Source organism: Mesorhizobium sp. B283B1A (genome assembly GCF_020165735.1).
Classification (GTDB): Bacteria; Pseudomonadota; Alphaproteobacteria; order Rhizobiales; family Rhizobiaceae; genus Mesorhizobium; species Mesorhizobium opportunistum.
This window is the reverse complement of sequence record NZ_JAIUIQ010000044.1, coordinates 16,658-34,428: the sequence shown is the minus strand read 5'-3', so window position 1 is coordinate 34,428 and position 17,771 is coordinate 16,658. Positions and strand designations below refer to the sequence as shown.

13 protein-coding genes are annotated in these 17,771 nt (G+C 64.2%); 5 read left to right on the top strand and 8 right to left on the bottom strand.

All coding sequences use genetic code 11. The features are described from left to right. Window positions 1–16: 16 nt before the first annotated feature. Genes LB577_RS27630 through LB577_RS27620 form a run of 3 tightly spaced genes read right to left on the bottom strand, consistent with a single transcriptional unit; the run spans window position 17 to window position 3,954 of the window. Window positions 17–883 (bottom strand): homocysteine S-methyltransferase family protein, encoded by an 867-nt coding sequence (locus tag LB577_RS27630; RefSeq protein WP_224689732.1) that lies wholly within the window; start codon window positions 881–883, stop codon window positions 17–19. Beyond that, entirely contained in the window at window positions 880–3,333 is a 2,454-nt protein-coding gene (locus LB577_RS27625; RefSeq protein ID WP_224689731.1) for an FAD-dependent oxidoreductase, read from the bottom strand. Before LB577_RS27625 ends, LB577_RS27630 begins: the two co-directional genes overlap by 4 nt. Window positions 3,334–3,354: 21 nt before the next feature. After that, complete coding sequence (locus tag LB577_RS27620) at window positions 3,355–3,954, bottom strand: helix-turn-helix domain-containing protein (protein WP_198028397.1); 600 nt, start codon at window positions 3,952–3,954, stop codon at window positions 3,355–3,357. Between the two features lie 163 nt (window positions 3,955–4,117). On the opposite strand from LB577_RS27620, the gene LB577_RS27615 reads away from it, so the two are divergent. Beyond that, the gene (locus tag LB577_RS27615) at window positions 4,118–4,822 is read left to right on the top strand and encodes a nitroreductase (protein WP_224689730.1); all 705 of its coding nucleotides are present in this window, start codon (window positions 4,118–4,120) and stop codon (window positions 4,820–4,822) included. Between the two features lie 22 nt (window positions 4,823–4,844). Here LB577_RS27615 and LB577_RS27610 read toward each other — a convergent pair whose 3' ends face one another. The 5 genes from LB577_RS27610 to LB577_RS27590 form a co-directional block, all read right to left on the bottom strand. Continuing rightward, the gene (locus LB577_RS27610; protein WP_224689729.1) at window positions 4,845–6,287 is read right to left on the bottom strand and encodes an MFS transporter; all 1,443 of its coding nucleotides are present in this window, start codon (window positions 6,285–6,287) and stop codon (window positions 4,845–4,847) included. 155 nt (window positions 6,288–6,442) lie between these two features. Next, complete coding sequence (gene soxG / locus LB577_RS27605; RefSeq protein WP_224689728.1) at window positions 6,443–7,030, bottom strand: sarcosine oxidase subunit gamma family protein; 588 nt, start codon at window positions 7,028–7,030, stop codon at window positions 6,443–6,445. Next, entirely contained in the window at window positions 7,023–10,043 is a 3,021-nt protein-coding gene (locus tag LB577_RS27600; RefSeq protein ID WP_224689727.1) for a sarcosine oxidase subunit alpha, read from the bottom strand. The genes soxG and LB577_RS27600 overlap by 8 nt, the downstream gene beginning before the upstream one ends. Continuing rightward, a complete protein-coding gene (locus tag LB577_RS27595) occupies window positions 10,040–10,336 on the bottom strand; it encodes a sarcosine oxidase subunit delta (protein ID WP_224689726.1) in 297 nt (98 codons plus the stop codon). The genes LB577_RS27600 and LB577_RS27595 overlap by 4 nt, the downstream gene beginning before the upstream one ends. 10 nt (window positions 10,337–10,346) lie before the next feature. Then, window positions 10,347–11,606, bottom strand: coding sequence for a sarcosine oxidase subunit beta (locus LB577_RS27590; RefSeq protein ID WP_224689725.1), 1,260 nt, complete (start codon window positions 11,604–11,606; stop codon window positions 10,347–10,349). Window positions 11,607–11,804: 198 nt separating this feature from the next. Between LB577_RS27590 and LB577_RS27585 the strand changes: the two genes are divergently transcribed. From LB577_RS27585 to LB577_RS27570, 4 genes are all read left to right on the top strand, one after another. Continuing rightward, on the top strand, window positions 11,805–14,294 hold the full coding sequence (locus LB577_RS27585) for a mechanosensitive ion channel family protein (protein ID WP_224689724.1): 2,490 nt from the start codon (window positions 11,805–11,807) through the stop codon (window positions 14,292–14,294). Between the two features lie 144 nt (window positions 14,295–14,438). Then, window positions 14,439–14,702 (top strand): hypothetical protein, encoded by a 264-nt coding sequence (locus LB577_RS27580; RefSeq protein ID WP_023763371.1) that lies wholly within the window; start codon window positions 14,439–14,441, stop codon window positions 14,700–14,702. Window positions 14,703–14,928: 226 nt separating this feature from the next. Further along, entirely contained in the window at window positions 14,929–16,362 is a 1,434-nt protein-coding gene (locus tag LB577_RS27575) for a UbiA family prenyltransferase (RefSeq protein ID WP_224689723.1), read from the top strand. Between the two features lie 2 nt (window positions 16,363–16,364). After that, on the top strand, window positions 16,365–17,714 hold the full coding sequence (locus tag LB577_RS27570; protein WP_224689722.1) for an FAD-dependent oxidoreductase: 1,350 nt from the start codon (window positions 16,365–16,367) through the stop codon (window positions 17,712–17,714). The last annotated feature ends 57 nt before the right edge of the window (window positions 17,715–17,771 follow it).

Genomic DNA, 17,771 nt, shown 5'->3' with positions numbered 1-17,771 from the left:
TTGAACTCCCGAAATCTCATAGCCGATCGCGCAGGGCCGCTATATGCGGCGGCCCGACTTCGCAGCAACCGCCGACGATAGTAGCGCCGGCTTCGACCCAGCCGGTCGCCTGGTGGGCGTAGGCATCAGGGCCAAGGTCATGGCGCGCGTGCAGAACATCCACCGTGCCGCCGTGCTTCAGCGCTTCGGTGGAGGTGAAGCCATTGGCATAGGCGCCGACCGGGCCGCCGAGGTCGATCAGTTCAGGCAAAGCGGCGCCGATCGCTTCCGGCCGGCAGCAATTGAGCAGCCGCGCTGCGACGGTCAGGCCATCAAGCGCGCTGGACGCGCCGGCTATCGTCTCGCCGCTGCGCAAGCGCGGCGCGCCATGGTCGGCAAGTGTCCATGATACCCACACGGGCTTGCCGCTTTCCAATGCAGCGGTGACGGCCGCGCGCGCTTCGTCGGACGAGGCCATCGTCTCGCACAAGAACAGATCGACGCCATCCGCCTGCTCGGCAACGATGCGGCGGTAGATGTCGAGCGTTTCCTGATAGGAAATGGTCAGCGCCGGGGCGTAGCTGCCGAAAAGCGGCGACAGGCAGCCGGCGATCGTGGCGTCGCCGGCTTCATCGCACGCCTGCCTGGCCAATTCGATGCCGCGCCTCTGCAGGGGCTCGAACAGGTCTTCGGCACCCTCGCGCGCCAGGCGTTCGGGCGTCGCCGAATAGGTGTTGATGGTGATGACGCGCGCGCCGGCGCGGATGAATTCCGCGTGCAGGCCGCGCACGAGGTCGGGTTCGTCGATCAGCACCCTGGCCGACCATAGCGGCGTCGGCTCGGACTTGCTGCGCCGCACCAGTTCCTGGCCCATGCCGCCATCGGTGAGAATGACCTTCTTCATGCGCGCAGCCTCTGGTTCTTCGGATCCCACAGGGGTTCGTCCTTCTGTACGATCGCCTTGAAGCGATCGCCGAAGATTTCGACTTCGACGGCGGTACCGGGTTCGGTCAAATCTGCGCGCAGCATGCCGAGCGCGATCGATTTGTCGATGCGATGGCCCCAGCCGCCCGATGTGGTCTCGCCGACGATCTGGCCATCGTTCCACAGCGTCGACATGTAGGGCGCGTCGCAATCGCCGGGGTTTTCGACGACCAGCGTGACGAAGCGCTTCTTCACGCCTTGCTGCTTCTCGTTCTGCAGCGCGACCTTGCCGCGGAAGTCGGGTTTTTCCCATTTGACGAAGCGCTCAAGCCCGCCCTGCAGGATGGAATAGTCGGTCGACAGGTCACCTTTCCAGGTGCGGTAGCCTTTTTCGAGCCTGAGCGAATCCAGCGCGTACATGCCGAATGGTTTCAGCCCATGGTTTTGTCCCGCAGCGCAGATGGCGTCGAAGATGGCGGCGGTATCGTCGACCCTGGTGTGGATTTCCCAGCCGAGTTCGCCGGCGAAGGAGACGCGCACGAGCTTCGCCCAGCGGCCGGCGATCTTGGTTTCCTGATGCGTCAGCCATGGCAGCGTCAGGTCGGCGTCGCAGATCTCTGCGAGGATTTTACGCGAATTGGGTCCGGCCAGGATCTGGGTGGAGAATTCCTCGGTCCGGTCGATCAGCTTGAAGGTCGCGTCTTCAGGCATGCGCGATTTCAGCCATTCGAAATCGTGCCACTGCGCCACCGCCGCGGTGATCAGCGTCATCAGGTTCTCGTCGTGGCGCACCACGGACATTTCGGTGACGATGCGGCCCTTGTCGTCGGCGAAATATACGAGGCCGATGCGGCCGGGTTTCGGCACCAGCCCGGTGACCTGCAGACCGAGCCATTCTGCCGCTCCCGGCCCATCGAGGTTGAAGCGCGAGAACCCAGGCAGGTCGAGGATGCCGGCGGCGTCGCGCACGGCGAGGCACTCTTCGCGCACGCGATGCTGCCACGGCCCGTCGCGGCGGAAGGTCAGCGTGGCTTCCTCGGAGATGTCGTCGCCGTCCTGCGCGTACCATGTGGCGCGCTCCCAGCCATTATAAGCGTCGAAGCGGGCACCCAGCGCCTTGATGCGATCGTGGATCGGCGACAGCTTGCGGTCGCGGCCCGCTGGCCAGGCATGGCGCGGAAACTGGATGGCGTATTCGTTGCCATAGATTTCCATGCCCTTGGCGACGCAATAATCCGGTGCCGAAGCGAAAGAGGTGAAGCGGCGCGGATCGCACGACCACATGTCCCATTCGGTCTGGCCTTGCGTGACCCATTCGGCGAGCACCTTGCCGGCACCGCCGCCCTGGGCAATGCCGAAGGTGAAGACGCAGGCTTCGAAGGCATTGGGAACGCCTGGCATCGGGCCGATCAGCGGGTTGCCGTCCGGTGCGTAGGGGATCGGTCCGTTGATGACCTTGGACAGGCCGGCGGTGCCCAGGATCGGCACGCGGGCGACGGCATCGGCCAGATAATGTTCCAGCCGGTCGAGATCGTCAGGGAAGAGCTGGAAGGAGAAATCGTCCGGCATCGGATCGTTATGATCAGCCCAATGCGCGCGGCAATTGCGCTCATAGGGGCCGAGATTCATGCCGGCCTTTTCCTGGCGCAGATAGTAGGACGTGTCGACATCGCGCAGCAGCGGCAGCTTCTTGCCCTGTTCGTTGGACCAGGCGGCGAGTTCGGGGATTTCCTCGAACAGGATGTATTGGTGGCTCATCACCATCATCGGCACCTCGCGTCCGAACATCCGGCCCACTTCGGCGGCACGATAACCGGCGGCATTGACGACGATTTCGCAACGGATATCGCCTTGCGCCGTGGCGACCACCCATTCGTCGTTCTCGCGGCGCACGCCAGTGACGGGGCAGAAACGGATGATCTTGGCACCCATGTCGCGCGCGCCCTTGGCCAGCGCCTGGGTCAACTGCGCCGGGTCGATGTCGCCGTCGCTGGGGTCGTAGAGCGCGCCTTCCAGGTCATGCGTTTCGATAAAGGGATAGCGGCGCTTGATCTCGTCGACGCCGACCACGTCGATGTCCATGCCTTGGTGGCGGCCCATGCCCTTGGCGCGCTGGAACTCCTGCATGCGCTCCTTCGAATGGGCGAGCCGCAGCGAGCCGGTGACGTGATAGTTCATGGGATAGTCGACCGCGTCGGCCAGGCCCCGATAAAGCTCGGTCGAATAGCGCTGCATGTTCATCAGCGACCAGGACGAGGAGAAGGTCGGCACATTGCCGGCCGCGTGCCACGTCGAACCGGAGGTCAGCTCGTTCTTCTCCAGGAGTACGCAGTCGGTCCAGCCAGCCTTGGCGAGATGATAGAGCGCGGAAGTGCCGACCACGCCACCTCCGATGATCACCACGCGCGCCGTGCTCGGCAAACCCGCCATGTTCTTCTCCCAACTTGAAACCTAATAGACCGGTGGCGAAACCACCCAGATGACAACCGCCGGCTCGGTGCCTGGATTGCGCCAGCGATAGGGCTTGCCTTCGAAGCGGAAGGAATCGCCTTCGCCGAGCCGATGCCAGACACCCGCTATCTCGATCTCGAAAATGCCCGAGGCGATATAGCCGGCCTCCTCGGTCGGCCGCAGCTGCTCGGTCTTCATCTCCGCGCCAGCCGCGAAGATCGAGCGCACCATTTCAAAACTACCACTGAGATCGGGCGACAGGAGTTCTTCCACCAGGCCGGATTCGCTGGTGCCAAGCGAGCGGCGCCTGCCGGCACGCACCACCACGCCGCGCTCGCTCTCGACAGGCACCTCATGGCTGAAGAACAGGCTGATCGGCACGCCGAACAATTCGGCGAAAGCCCTGAGGTCGCCGACCGATGGCGTCGAGAGGCCACGTTCGACCTGGCTGACCCAGCCAACCGAACGGCCGAGTTTCAGCGCGATCTCGGCCAGCGTCAGCCCGCGAACGCGGCGCAAGGCTCTGATGTCGCTGGCCAGCACGCGTTCGTCGGACCCCTGCAGTGTTCGTGCGGTCGTCGGGGGCAAAACGCTCTTCATGAAAATTCCCATCCGAATTTCATGAGAAATCAAGCTTATGAAAAAATCAAGTAGATTTTCACCAATGCTCAAGATTTGCTTGCAGGACTTTGACGGTTCATGCAAAGGCTCCGCCGCGAGCGGCGAATGGGGACGTCCGATCGCGGTAGCTAAGGGACGGCCCATGCTGGAAAAGAAGGCTCGAATCGCGGTTGAGGCCGAGATCGTCGACGACGCGATCCTATCGCGCCGTTCGGTGCGTGCATTTTTGCCCGACATGATCGACGACGAGACGATCCGGGACATTCTGACGGTTGCGGCACGTGCTCCATCCGGCACCAACATGCAGCCATGGCGGGTCTACGTCACCAAGGGCGAGACCAAGCAACAGATATCGGATGCCATCCTGAATTCCGGCATCCGCGCCGAGAAGGCCGAATGGGACGAGTACCGCTATTATCCCACGCAGTTCTTCGAACCGTATCTCACCCGCCGACGAGCCAACGGGTTCGGCCTCTATGGCGCGCTCGGTATCGGTCGCCGCGAGGTCGACAAGATGCGTGCCCAGCACGACCGCAACTTCGTCTTCTTCGACGCGCCGGTCGGCATGGTCTTCACCATCGACCGCCGGCTCAACCAGGGCTCGTGGATCGATTACGGCATGTTCCTGCAGAACATCATGGTCGCGGCGCGGGGCAGGGGCCTGCACACGTGCCCGCAGGCGGCCTTCGCGCCCTATCACCGGCAGATCCGGCCGGTGCTCAACATTCCCGACGAGGAAATCGTCGTCTGCGGCATGGCGCTGGGCTATGAGGACATTTCCAAGCCCGAAAACGCCTTCCGCACCGACCGCGTGCCGCTCGAGGAATGGGTTACGTTCAGCGAATAGCCGGCCGCGACAGGCTGCGGCACTATTTCGTATTCATCTGCGCGCCATGACCGCTGACATGGGCGCCGTCCTGTGGCGTCAGCTTGAGATAGGCTGATAGTGCGCAGAGCGTGATGACGCCCTCGATCGCGAACAGAATCCGGAAATCGCCGATCACGGCAGGCCCGCCGCCGGCCAGGAACGACAGCATGGCCGCCGCAAGGCCGACGCTGATCGCCACTGCCAGTTGCCAGAGGATGTAATAGAGCGCGCTGAAGCGGGCGAGTTGGTCGGGAGCGATGTCGGAATAGGCGAGGTTGCCGGTCGAGGCCCATTGCACCGAGCGGAAGACGCCGAAAACGAAGATGTAGCCAAGCACGATCCAGACCGGCGTCGCCGCCTGCATCAGGGCGAAGCCCGCAACCATCGCGGCGACGATCGGCGTGTTGACGACCAGCACGCGGCGGAAGCCGAAGCGGTTGAGGACGCGCGGCATGAAGAAACGCATGACCACCGAGCCGAGCGCGGCAACGAAGGTCAGCGATCCCGCCTGCACCGCGCTCATGCCGAACCCGAGCTGGAACATCAGCGGCAGCAGGAAGGCGACGGAACTGAGGCCGATCGTGTCCAGGCCGCCGCCGGTGAGAAACGAGATGCGGAAGGTGCGGATGCGCAGCAGCTTGAGGTCGAGCAGGGGATTGGGCACGCGCAGGCAGTAGAGCGAGGCGATCGACAGGATGATGACCGCCAGCGCCAGTTCGCCGGCAATCATGCCGCCGGCGGCATCCTTGGCGGCAAGCGAGTCCATGCCGAAGACAAGCAGGACCATGCCGCTGCCGACCAGCAGAAAACCGGGAAAATCGAACCGCGTGCGAACGGGCTTGGTCACCGTCGGGAACAGCGAGGCGGCAAGGATCGCCGCCGCCAGCGCGAACGGCACATTGATGAAGAAAATCCAGCGCCAGGAAATGTAGGTGGTCAGCGCGCCGCCGACGAGCGGGCCGACCAATGGCCCGGACTGGCTGGCCAGCGAGATGTACATATTGATCTTGAGCGTGCGGCTGCGCGGAAAGCTCGACAGGATGACGACCTGGCCGAGCGTGCCCATCAGCGCACCGCCGAAGCCCTGCAGCGCGCGGGCGCCGACCAGTGTCCAGATATCATCGGCCAGGCCGCAGAGCGCCGACGAGCTAGCGAACACCAACAAGGCAAAGCAGTAGACGTTGCGCAGACCGAAGCGGTCGGCGGCCCAGCCGCCGAGCGGCATGGAGATGATCAGGCTGGCGACATAGACGGTGATCAGCAGGCCGAGCTGGCTCGGCGGACGACCGAGGCTTTCGCCGATGCCGGGCAGTGCCGTCACCACGACATTCTGGTCGAGGCTGGTCATGAACACGCCGCAGGCGACCGTCAGCGGCAGCAGGAGCAAGGCTCGGGCCGACATATCGGCGCGATCCGTGGCGCCGGCGGATAGTTCTGCGGTCATGGGGATGTTCGAACCAAACGAATGCGCCGACTCTTAAAGACGGGATTTTTATGCCCCTCGGACCGGTTGGGCGGCCATTTTTTTCCACCATGGACGCACGCGGCAGGATTCTCTAGCTGCAGAACCGGCTGGTGTTGATGCCAGAAGCAATTGCTCTACTGCACCTCGTAGCCGACTTCCTCGCTGGCATGGCAGAGCGCCTTCCAGAACGAGCGGGCGAACGATCGAAAGACGTAGATGTCGAACTCGTCGGCGCCGGTGCGCTGGATCTGGGCGAAGACATCGTGATGTGCAGTCGAGCGGCCGGCGCCTATGGGAAAGGCCGGCAGCGCGAAGTCGATGGCGAAGAATTTCGCCAGCACCCATTCGGCCTTCGGCCCGGCGATGCGGATCGCGGTGCGGCCATGCGACAGGTCCGTCACCGTGCCGATGGCCGGTGTCACCGCCTTGGCGAAGGCGGCGGCCAGGCCTTCGGCCTCGTCGGCCACGGTGAATTTTCCCGGCGCGAAGCCGAACACCGACTTCACGCCGTCGCTCAGGCCGCCGCCGGCACCGTCGGGCAACGCAAGGCCGGTGACTGTGCGGATGGCAGCGATCAGCTTCTTCTCCTCGCCTGGCCATGCCGCGAGCTGCACGATCGAGCCCGGCCTTGTCTCGGTCAGGAGGATCTCGACGCCGTGCTCGAAATTGCCGTGCGAGCCGGTGTGAAACTCCGGCTCAAGGGGAGATTGGCGCTCAACCATGCATGCGGGTCCCTTCCGGATCGTAGAAATGGTTGGAGACGATCTCGACCGGCCCGAAGCGATTGCGCAACGGATCGGAGACGTAGGCACGCGTGCCGTGCCTTGCCTTGCCGCCCTTGACTAGCGCCAGCGCGATATGCTTGCCGAGCGCCGGCGAATAGCAGCAGGCGGTGATGTGGCCGATCGAGCCGTGCGGATTGGCTTCGTCAACCTCCTCGACGATGTGCGCACCACCATTGAGCGGCCGGTTGTCCAGCGCGATCAGGCCGACCAGTTCCAGCCGGTCGGCCGCGATCAGGCCTTCGCGGTCCATCATGGCCGAGCCGATGAAGGGCTTCTTCTTCGACAGCATCCAGTCTAGATGCAGATCGCGCGCCGTGGTGCGGCCGTCGATCTCGGCGCCGGTGACATGGCCCTTTTCGATGCGCATCGTGCCGAGCGCCTCGAGCCCGTAGGTGACCAGCCCGAACGGCTTGCCCGCCTCGATCAGCGCTTCCCAGACATGCGTGCCATGGCCGGCGCCGCAATAGACCTCGAAGGCCATTTCGCCGGAGAAGGACAGCCGGCAGATCATCACCGGGACGCCGGCGATCTCGCCACGCACGATGCCCATGAAGGGCAGCATCGCATTGTCGACAGCGGTGCCGGTGACGCAAGCCCCAAGGATCTGCCTCGCCTTCGGCCCGCCGATCGCGGCGCCCGCCCATTCATCGGTCACCGAGGTGACGTGCACTTTCAGCTCCGGCCAGACCACGTCGAGGAAATATTCCAGATGCTGCATCACCTTGCCGGCATTGGCCGTGGTGGTGGTCATCAGGAAATCCTGCTCGCCAAGCCGCCAGGTGGTGCCGTCGTCGAAGGCAAAGCCGTCCTCGCGCAGCATCAGCCCGTAGCGCGCCTTGCCGACGGCGAGCGTCGAAAACATGTTGGTATAGACGCGGTCGAGGAAAGCGGCTGCGTCGGGACCTTGCACGGCGATCTTGCCCAGCGTCGAGACATCGACGATGCCGGCGCTTTCGCGCGTCGCCTTGGCTTCGCGTACATAGGCCTGCTCGACCGTCTCGCCGGCATGGCCGTAGATCATCGGCCGGTACCAGAGGCCGGCGGAATACATCGTCGCGCCGTTGGCGAGGTGCCAGTCATGCATCGGCGTCAGCCGTTCAGGCTTCAGGTCGCCGAAACGCTCGGCCGCCAGCGAGCCGATCGACACCGGCGCGAAGGGCGGCCGGAAGCGTGTCGTGCCGACCTCCGGGATCGGCTTGCCCAGCGCCTCGGCCATGATGGCGAGCCCGGGGACGTTGGAGCTCTTGCCCTGGTCGGTCGCCATGCCGAGCGTGGTGTAGCGCTTGAGGTGCTCGACCGAGACGAAGCCTTCGCGATGCGCCAGCCGCACATCCTCCGCCGTCACGTCGTGCTGGAAATCGACAAAGCTCTTGCCCTTGGCCCTGATCTCGAAAACCGGCGCCGGATCGGGATCGCCAGGTGCTGCCTCAACGGTGGGCAGCGCCGGCGACGTGGCTGTTCCACCAGCCGCCGTGAGCCCGGCAGCGCGGCCTTCGGCGATGGCTTCGGCAGTCGAAAAACTGCCGGTAAAGGCGCCGGCACCAATCCATTGTTGGGTTGGCCATTGTTGTGTAAGCCCCTGTGTGGGCTTCGGTGGCAGGAAGGCCTGCCGGGCTGCGTTCCATTCCGCCCTGGCGCCGGCCTGGCTGGCGAGATGGATCGTCGGCGACCAGCCGCCCGACATCAGCAGGCAGTCGGCGTGGATCGAGCGCGCATCGTCGCTCAGCGTGCCCGTGACCATGTCGAAACGCTGAACCTTGATGCCCGAGAGCGCCTTGCCGCCTTCGGTGGCGACGACGGCATGGCCCGTCAACAGCTCGGCCTCGGCTTCCGCGGCGAGCTTGCGCATCTCGGCCGAAAGCTCGGACCTGACGTCGGCGATGGCGATGATCGCGGCGCCCGCTTTCTTCAAGGCGACCGCCGCGCGATAGGCGCTGTCATTGTTGGTGAACAGCGCGACCCGTTCGCCCGGCAGCACGCCGAACTCATTGGCATAGCGCTCGGCGGCATGCGCCAGCATGACGCCCGGCCTGTCATTGCCAGGGAAGACAAGCGGCCGTTCGAAGGAACCGGTGGCCAGCACGACGGACCTGGCGCGGATCGCCCAGTAGCGATGGCGCGGCTCGCCCTTGGCGGGATGCTCCTTGTGGTCGCTGACCCGTTCGAGCGCGGCAAGCGTGTTGTTGTCGTAGTAACCCCAGACCGTGGTGCGCGGCAGAAGCCGGACATTGTCGCGGCCTGCGAGCTGAGCGACGGTGCGCCGCGCCCAATCGGCGGCGGGCGCGCCATCGATGATTTCATCGGACCAGTTGGCCGAACCGCCGAAACGCGGTTCGAGATCAGCCAGCATGACACGGGCGCCCTGATCGGCGGCTGCCTTGGCGGCCATCAGGCCGGCAGGGCCGGAGCCGACCACCAGCACGTCGCAAAAGGCGTTCATGCGTTCGTAGCGGGCCGGGTCCTTCGCCGATCCGGCGCTGCCGAGGCCGGCGGCACGGCGGATGAAGTGCTCGCAGAACATCCAGAAGCGCGTGCCCTTGAGCGGGCCGACCACCGGTCCCATGAAGGTCTTGTAGTAGAAGCCGGCCGACAGGATCTTGCCGCCGAGCTGGTTGACGGCGTTGATGTCCCAGGCAAGTGAGGGGAAGCGGTTCTGGCTGACGGCGACCAGGCCGTCATGGATCTCGACCATGGTGGCCGGGATGTTGGGCTCGCGCACCTCGCCCTTCAGCACCGTCACCAGCGCATTGGGCTCCTCGACGCCAGCGGTCAGCAGGCCGCGCGGCCGGTGATACTTGAACGAACGCCCGAAAAGCGTGACGCCCTTGGCCAGCAGCGCGGAAGCCAGCGTGTCGCCGGCATGGCCCGTATAAGCAACGCCGTCGAAGGTGAAACGGATGGTCTTCAGCCGGTCGATGCGGCCGCCCGTGTCGGTGCGGCGCGGGCTCATGCCTTGTCCTCCGCCTTGCGGCGGGCAGCCGAACCGTGGTCGCCGCGCACGAAGGCGACACTCGAAATCTCATGTGTCAGCGTGTTGCGCACGACGCGCAGATGCGCGCGGCAACCGCCGGAATGCTGCCAGATCTCATTGTGGTCGCCGGCCGGGTTCAGCCGGTCGTAGACATAGGCGTTCCACGCCTCGAAATTCTGCGAGGCGGGATCCGGGCGTTCGCGGTTGCCATCACCCTGGTAGGTGAACTCGATGACGTCGCGCGGGCCGCAATAGGGGCAGGTGATCAACATTCAATTCTACCTAATGCAGCCTGGGGTTCGCACCCTGGCCCTTGTCGTCGATGACGAGGCCGCGGTGGAAACGGTCGAGCGTGAACGGCGCGTTGAAGTCGTGCGGCTCATCCTTGGCGATGGTCCAGGCAAAGGTCCAGCCAGAGGCCGGCGTCGCCTTGAAGCCGCCATAGCACCAGCCGCAGTTGAGATACATGCCGGGCAGGGGGCCGGTGGTGATGATCGGCGAGCCGTCCATCGACATGTCGCAGACGCCGCCCCAGGAGCGCAGCATGCGCACGCGGGCAAGACCCGGGAATAGCGCCAGCATCTCGCTCATCACCTCGTCGACGACGGGCAGGTTGCCGCGCTGGGCGTAGCTGTTGTAGCCGTCGATGTCGCCGCCATAGACAAGGCCGCCCTTGTCTGACTGCGACATGTAGAAATGGCCCATGCCGAAGGTCACGACGGTGTCGATGAAGGGTTTTAGCGATTCCGTGACGAAGGCCTGCAGCACATGGCTTTCGATCGGCATCGTCTCGACGCCGGCCAGTTGCATGACCCGGCCCGTGCTGCCGGCCACCGCGACCGCCACCTTCTTGGCGCGGATGTCTCCGCGCGAGGTGGCGACGCCGGTGACGCGATCGCCGTCGCGCAGGAAGCCGGTGACCTCGCAATTCTCAATGATGTCGACACCGCGCCGGTCGGCGCCGCGCGCATAGCCCCAGGCGACAGCGTCGTGGCGGGCGGTGCCGGCGCGCCGTTGCATCAGGCCGCCAACCACGGGGAAGCGCGCATCGCCGGAGATGTCGAGCGCCGGGATTAGGCGCTTGATCTCGGTCGGCGTCATCAGCTCCGCATCGACGCCGAGATGGCGCATGGCGTTGCCGCGCCGTGCGTAGTCGTCAAACTGGGCCGGCGTGTGCGCCAGGTTCAGGCAGCCGCGCTGCGAGAACATGACGTTGTAGTTGAGTTCGTGCGAGAGGTTCTCCCACAGTTTCATCGAATATTCGTAGAAACGGGTGTTGGCCGGCAGCAGGTAGTTCGAGCGCACGGCCGTCGTGTTGCGGCCGACATTGCCGGAGCCGAGCCAACCCTTTTCCAGCACCGCGACATTGGTGATGCCGTGCTCCTTGGCAAGGTAGTAAGCGGTTGCCAGCCCGTGGCCGCCGCCGCCGATGATGATGACATCATAGGACGCCTTAGGGTCCGGCTTGCGCCAAGCCGGTTTCCAGTCCTTGTTTCCCTTGAGCGCGTTCGCGAGCAGCGAAAGGGCCGAGTACTCTGCCATGTGCACGTTGTCCGGTTCGGGCGATGCGGCAGACTATAGAGCAGGCCGCACGCGCAAAGCCAATATTGCGCCATGGCCTTTCGACTGGCCGACGCCTTTGTCAACGCCCCGACGCGACGGCTTGCCCCATGATATGGCCGTCTTTATCAAGGACAGGCTTTCAAATTGCCTTTGCCGCCCATGAGTCGCCCACAAATCATGCTTTTCCGATTGCTCCGCCTCATCATGGTTCTCATGCTGGTCGTCTCGGCGCCGCCGACGTTCGACGCGGCGGCCCAGGGCGTCGGCCAGGCACCCGCCGGATTGGTCGCCGACCAGCAGAAGATCATCCAGGGCCTGACCACCAAGACCGACAGTTTCGAAAAGCAGACCCAGCAGAATGGCGAGGACGATAGCAGCCTTGTCGATATCCGCCTGCAGCTGGAGGAATTGTCACGGCAATCGCTGAACAGCGCGCTGGCCTTCCGCACGCGCCTTGGCGAGATCAACGCCCGTCTGGAGCAGCTTGGCCCGGCCCCCGCCGCCGGCCAGCCGGAAGAGCCCGATATCGTCAGCGCCGAACGCCAGGCGCTGACATCCGAAAAGGCCGAGATCAACGCGGTCATCTCTCAGGCCCAGGCCCTCTCGATCCGCATCAGCGGGCTGATCGACAAGATCGGCAACATGCGAAGCGAGCTGTTCCGCAATCTTTTGACCAAGCGCTACGTGCTGTCGGACGCGCTGAGCCCGCAGGTGTTTTCCGACGCCCGCGACGAGTTCGGCAATTTCTACAAGGCGGTGTCGTCCTGGCTGAGCTTTGCCTTCAAGTTCAAGTTCCAGGCGATCCTGGCGGCAACCTTCGTGGCGCTCGGCCTGGCGCTGGTGCTGCTGGTCGGCGGCAGGCGCCTGTTCGGGCGGGTGTTCGAAGCCGACCCCACCAATGAGGACCCATCCTATCTCAGCCGCTTGTCGGTGGCCTTCTGGTCGACCTTGCTGCCGACGCTGGCGGTCGCCGCCTTTCTTGGATCGACAATTTTCTTTTTCAATTATTACAATGTGTTGCGCGGCGACATTGGGCTCTTCCTCAACGCGCTGGCGACCGTCATTGGCGTGGTGTTCTGCGTCAACCGGCTGACCAACGCGGCGCTGGAACCGCGGCTGCCGAACTGGCGCCTGATCCCGGTCGAAACCGGGCCGGCGCGCTGGCTGGTGCGCCTGGCCACCGCCATGGCCGTGGTCATCAGCGTCAACACCTTCCTGTCGGTGATCAACGACAAGATGGGCTCGCCGCTGTCGCTGACCATCGCGCGCAGTTTTGTCGCCACCATCGTCGTCGGCATCATCCTGATCCTGATGGCGATGCTGCGGCCGTTCAAGGCGCGCGACGGAAGCTGGCGGCCGTGGCCAGCATGGCTGCGTTACCTGTCGCTGGGCCTTGGCCTGTTCACCATCATAGCAGCCTTGCTCGGCTATATCGGCCTTGCGCTGTTCGTCTCGCTGCAGGTGGTTGTCACCGGCACAGCCTTGATCACCGCCTATATCGGCTTCCTGTCGGCGCAGGCGATCGGCGAGGAAGGCGCTTTCGCCAACACCTTCGTGGGCCGCTGGCTGTCGGCCAATTCCAGCTATGACGACACCGCGCTCGACCAGCTCGGCCTCGTCGTCAGCATCGCCATCAACCTGTTGATCGTGCTGGTGTTCCTGCCGCTGATCCTGTTGATGTGGGGATTCCAGCCCGGCGACATCCAGGCCTGGGCCTACAAGCTCGCGACAGGGATCAACATCGGTTCGGTGACGATTTCGGTCACAGGCATCCTTTCGGGCATCGTCGTCTTCGTCATCGGCTATTTCCTGACGCGCTGGTTCCAGGGTTGGCTCGACGGCTCGGTCATGGCGCGCGGCAAGGTCGATACCGGGGTGCGCAACTCGATCCGGCTGGCGGTAGGCTATGCCGGCGTCGCGCTGGCGGCGCTGGTCGGTATCTCGGCCGCCGGCATCGACCTCTCCAGCCTGGCGCTGGTCGCGGGTGCGCTTTCCCTCGGTATCGGCTTTGGCCTGCAGAATGTGGTGTCCAATTTCGTCTCCGGCCTGATCCTGCTGGCCGAGCGGCCGTTCAAGGTCGGCGACTGGATCGTCGCCGGCGATGTCAGCGGCACCGTCAAGAAGATCAGCGTGCGCGCCACCGAGATCGAAACCTTCCAGCGGCAGTCGGTGATCCTGCCCAATTCCAACCTGATCAACAACGCCGTCGGCAACTGGACGCACCGCAACAAGCTCGGCCGCATCGACATCAAGGTCGGCGTCGCCTATGGCAGCGACGTCAAGCAGGTTCACGCCGTCCTGCTGGACATCGCCCGCAGTCATCAGCTGGTGTTGAAGAACCCCGAGCCCTTCGTGCTGTTTTCCAATTTCGGACCTGCCGCGCTCGAATTCGAAATCCGCGTGTTTTTGGCCGATGTGATGAACGGCAACATCGTTCAGAACGATGTCCGCTTCGCCGTGCTGGAAAAGTTCAGCGACCAGCATATCGAGATCCCCTCGACGCCGCGCGCCGTCGTCGAGGCCCACAAGCCCAAGGCCTGGCCGACCGACGACGACAAGGTCGAGGCCGACTTCGCCGAACAGGAACAAGCCAAGGTTGAGGCCGCGGCCGAGGCAAAAAAGCTCGCCAAATCAGGACGCAAGCTGCGCAAGCCGGATCCCGACTAGACCGGAAGCCGGCAAGCCGAAGCCAATTGCGGCATGAATGCGGCATTCAGTTGCGGTTCAGCTTCCATCTCATATAAGCTCCCATGCAAAGGCGAAAATGCCTTGCGTAATGCAACAGAGGCGGTGGGAACACCGATATTGCAAATGTGGAAGTCTCTCGTCGCTGCCGTCGCCTTGCTCGCCGTGAGCGGCTCGGCCCATTCCGCAAGCGCGGTCAACAAGGACGCCGAGACCCGCACGCTGATCGTGACGGAAGGCGGCAGCAAGACCGACCTTGCGCTGGCCGGCGGTGAAACCGTCGAATTCTGCCAGAATGGCTGCTTCGTCACCTTGCCCAATGGCGACCTCGAAGCGCTGACGGGTTCTGAAACCGTCGAGATCTCCGGCGGCGTCGCCCGCATCAAGTAATCCTGGCGGCATGATTGGAAGGCCGGGCATTTGTCCGGCCTTTTATTGTTTTCGGTAGCGGTTGCTTAACAATGACGCCGGAAATACCACCGCGACAGCCGCCCACAACCGTGCGTTTTAACGTTCGCTACGCCATACCCCGCTATACCAGCCCCAAGACGCCGAAACACGGCGCGCAACGAGATTCCGGTTTCCCGGATCAAACGGCGGCAGGGGCAGGACGTACATGGATGCGCGGTCGGACAGGAACGCAATACCGCTTGCGGTCGATCTCGACGGCACGCTGATCGCGACCGACCTGTTGTGGGAAGGACTGTTCATCCTTCTCAAGAAGAACCCGCTCTATATCTTCCTCGTCCCGTTCTGGGCGGCTGGCGGGCCAGCGCGGCTGAAGCAGGCGATCGCGCAGCGCATCGACATCGATCCCGCGTCGCTGCCTTATCGCGAGCCATTGCTCAACCGCCTTCGCGCCGAATATGCCGAGGGCCGCAAGATCGTGCTGGCGACCGGCACGCCGCGCAAATTTGCCGACGCCATATCGGCCCATCTCGGCATTTTCGACCGGGTGCTGGCTACCGACGGCTTCGACAATCTCACAGCGAGCCGGAAGCGCGCCTCGCTGATATCAGCCTATGGCGATGGCGGTTTCGACTATGCCGGCAACAGCCGCCATGACCTCCAGGTCTTCGACGCCGCGCGCAATGCGATTGTCGTCGCACCCGACCGTCATGCCGCGCGCTGGCAGGCGGCGCATGGCGCCGAAACGATGCCGGCGCCGAAGCCGACATTGCGGACCGTCGTCAAGATGCTGCGTGTGCACCAGTGGCTGAAGAACTCGCTGATCGCGGTGCCGATGGTGCTCTCGCACGAATATTTCAATTCCAACATGATCTGGGAATGCCTGCTGGCGTTCGTGTCGTTCAGCGCGGTGGCGTCGGCGATCTACATCCTCAACGATTTTTTCGATCTGGCGCTCGACCGCAAGCACGTCACCAAACGCAACAGGCCGTTCGCCAGCGGCGCGCTGTCGATCCCCTTCGGCCTTGGCGCGATCGCGGTGCTGCTGGGGATCGGCATTGGCACCGGGGCGTTCCTGTCACTCGAATTCCTGGCCGTGCTTGGCGGCTACATGGTGGTCACGACAGCCTATTCGCTGTCGTTCAAACGCATGCTGCTTGTCGACGTGCTGACGCTTGCCGGCCTCTACACGATCCGGGTGATCGCCGGTGCGGCCGCGACCGGCGTCGACGTCTCGTTCTGGCTGCTCGCCTTCTCGATCTTCTTCTTCCTGTCGCTGGCGCTGGTGAAGCGTTTTGTGGAATTGCGCACCACCGCCATTCCGCCCGGCGAGCGCATTGCCGGACGGGGTTATCGCACCGAGGACCAGGAGATCATCGCCCAGGCCGGCATGGCTTCGGCCTTCTCCTCTGCTCTGGTGCTGGCGCTCTACATGGACAGTGTCGCGGTGCGCGAACTCTATCCACATCCGTGGCTGATCTGGCCGCTGGCGCCGATCGTGCTCTATCTCACCATGCGGGTCTGGATCCTGGCGCGTCGCGACGAAATGCATGACGATCCGGTCGTCTTCATCATCCGCGACTGGCGCAGCCAGATCGTGGTGCTGATCGGCGCGGTGCTGCTGGTCATCGGGGGCTGGTAGGCATGGCTGAACGCTTCCGCAGCTTTGGCCTTGCCACGCCGCCGGCGCCAAGGGCCATCCAGGCCGATGATGCCATCGCGTTGCTGAAGGCTGGTCAGGCCGGCGAAACCTCGCTGCTTGCCTATGGCAATGGCCGTTCCTATGGCGATTCCTGCCAGAACCAGGCCGGCGCGGTGGTCGACATGCGATCCCTGAACCGCATTCGCGGCTTCGATGCCATGACCGGTGTGCTCGAAGCGGATGCCGGCGTGTTGTTGTCCGACATCATCGCGCACGCAGCACCCCACGGCTTCTTTCCGGCAGTGGTTCCGGGAACGCAATTCGTCACGCTCGGCGGCGCCATCGCCAATGACGTGCATGGCAAGAACCATCACCGGCGCGGCACGTTCGGCTGCCACGTGGAGAGTTTCACGCTGCTGCGATCCGACGCAAAAACCTATCGCTGCTCGGCCACCGACAATCCGCGCCTGTTTGCGGCGACCATCGGCGGCATGGGGCTCACTGGCCTGATCCTGTCGGCCTCGATCCGGCTGATGCGGGTTCCTTCGCTCGACATCGTCGAGAAGGCAACGCCGTTTCGCGACCTCGGCGAATTCTTCGATATCGCCGAGGCGGCGGATCAGGCCAATGAATATGCCGTGGCCTGGATCGATCAGCTCGCGGGCGGCCGCCGGAGCGGGCGCGGCCTTTTGTTTACTGGCAACCACGCCGAGCATGGCTCGCATACGGCCGCGCGGGCCGGCGGCAATCTGTCGGTGCCGTTCCAGCCGCCCTTCAACGTGCTCAACCGGCCGTTCCTGACCGTTTTCAACGCCGCCTACCGGTGGAAGAAGGGTCGGACGACAGTGGCGCGCCAGAGCGGTTACCAGGGTTTCTTCTTTCCGCTCGATGGCGTGCGCGACTGGAACCGGCTCTATGGCCCCAATGGACTGTTCCAGCACCAGAGCGTGGTGCCGGAGGAGGCCGCGCGCATCGTCGTGCCGGAATTGCTCGCCGCCGCCAGGCGGGCCGGGCAGGGATCCTTCCTGACCGTGCTGAAGCGCTTCGGCGGAGTCCGCTCGCCGGCACTGCTGTCGTTTCCGCGGCCGGGCTATACGCTGACGCTGGATTTCCCCAACAGGGGGGCGGCGACGCTTGCGCTGCTCGGCGAACTCGACCGCATCACAATCGCGGCCGGAGGGGCGGTCAACCCTTACAAGGATGCGCGCATGGCGGCTTCGACCTTCGCCGCCTCCTTCCCGGACTGGCCGCGGCTGGAAGCGCTGCGCGACCCTGCCTTCATGTCTGATTTCTGGGCGCGCACGGCTGGGAGCATCGACCTGCGGCGACGCCGCGCCGAGGCTGCCGAATAGCTAAAATTGAAATGATTCATGGTTATCGAATGCTTAACACCAAGGTTTACTCAAAAC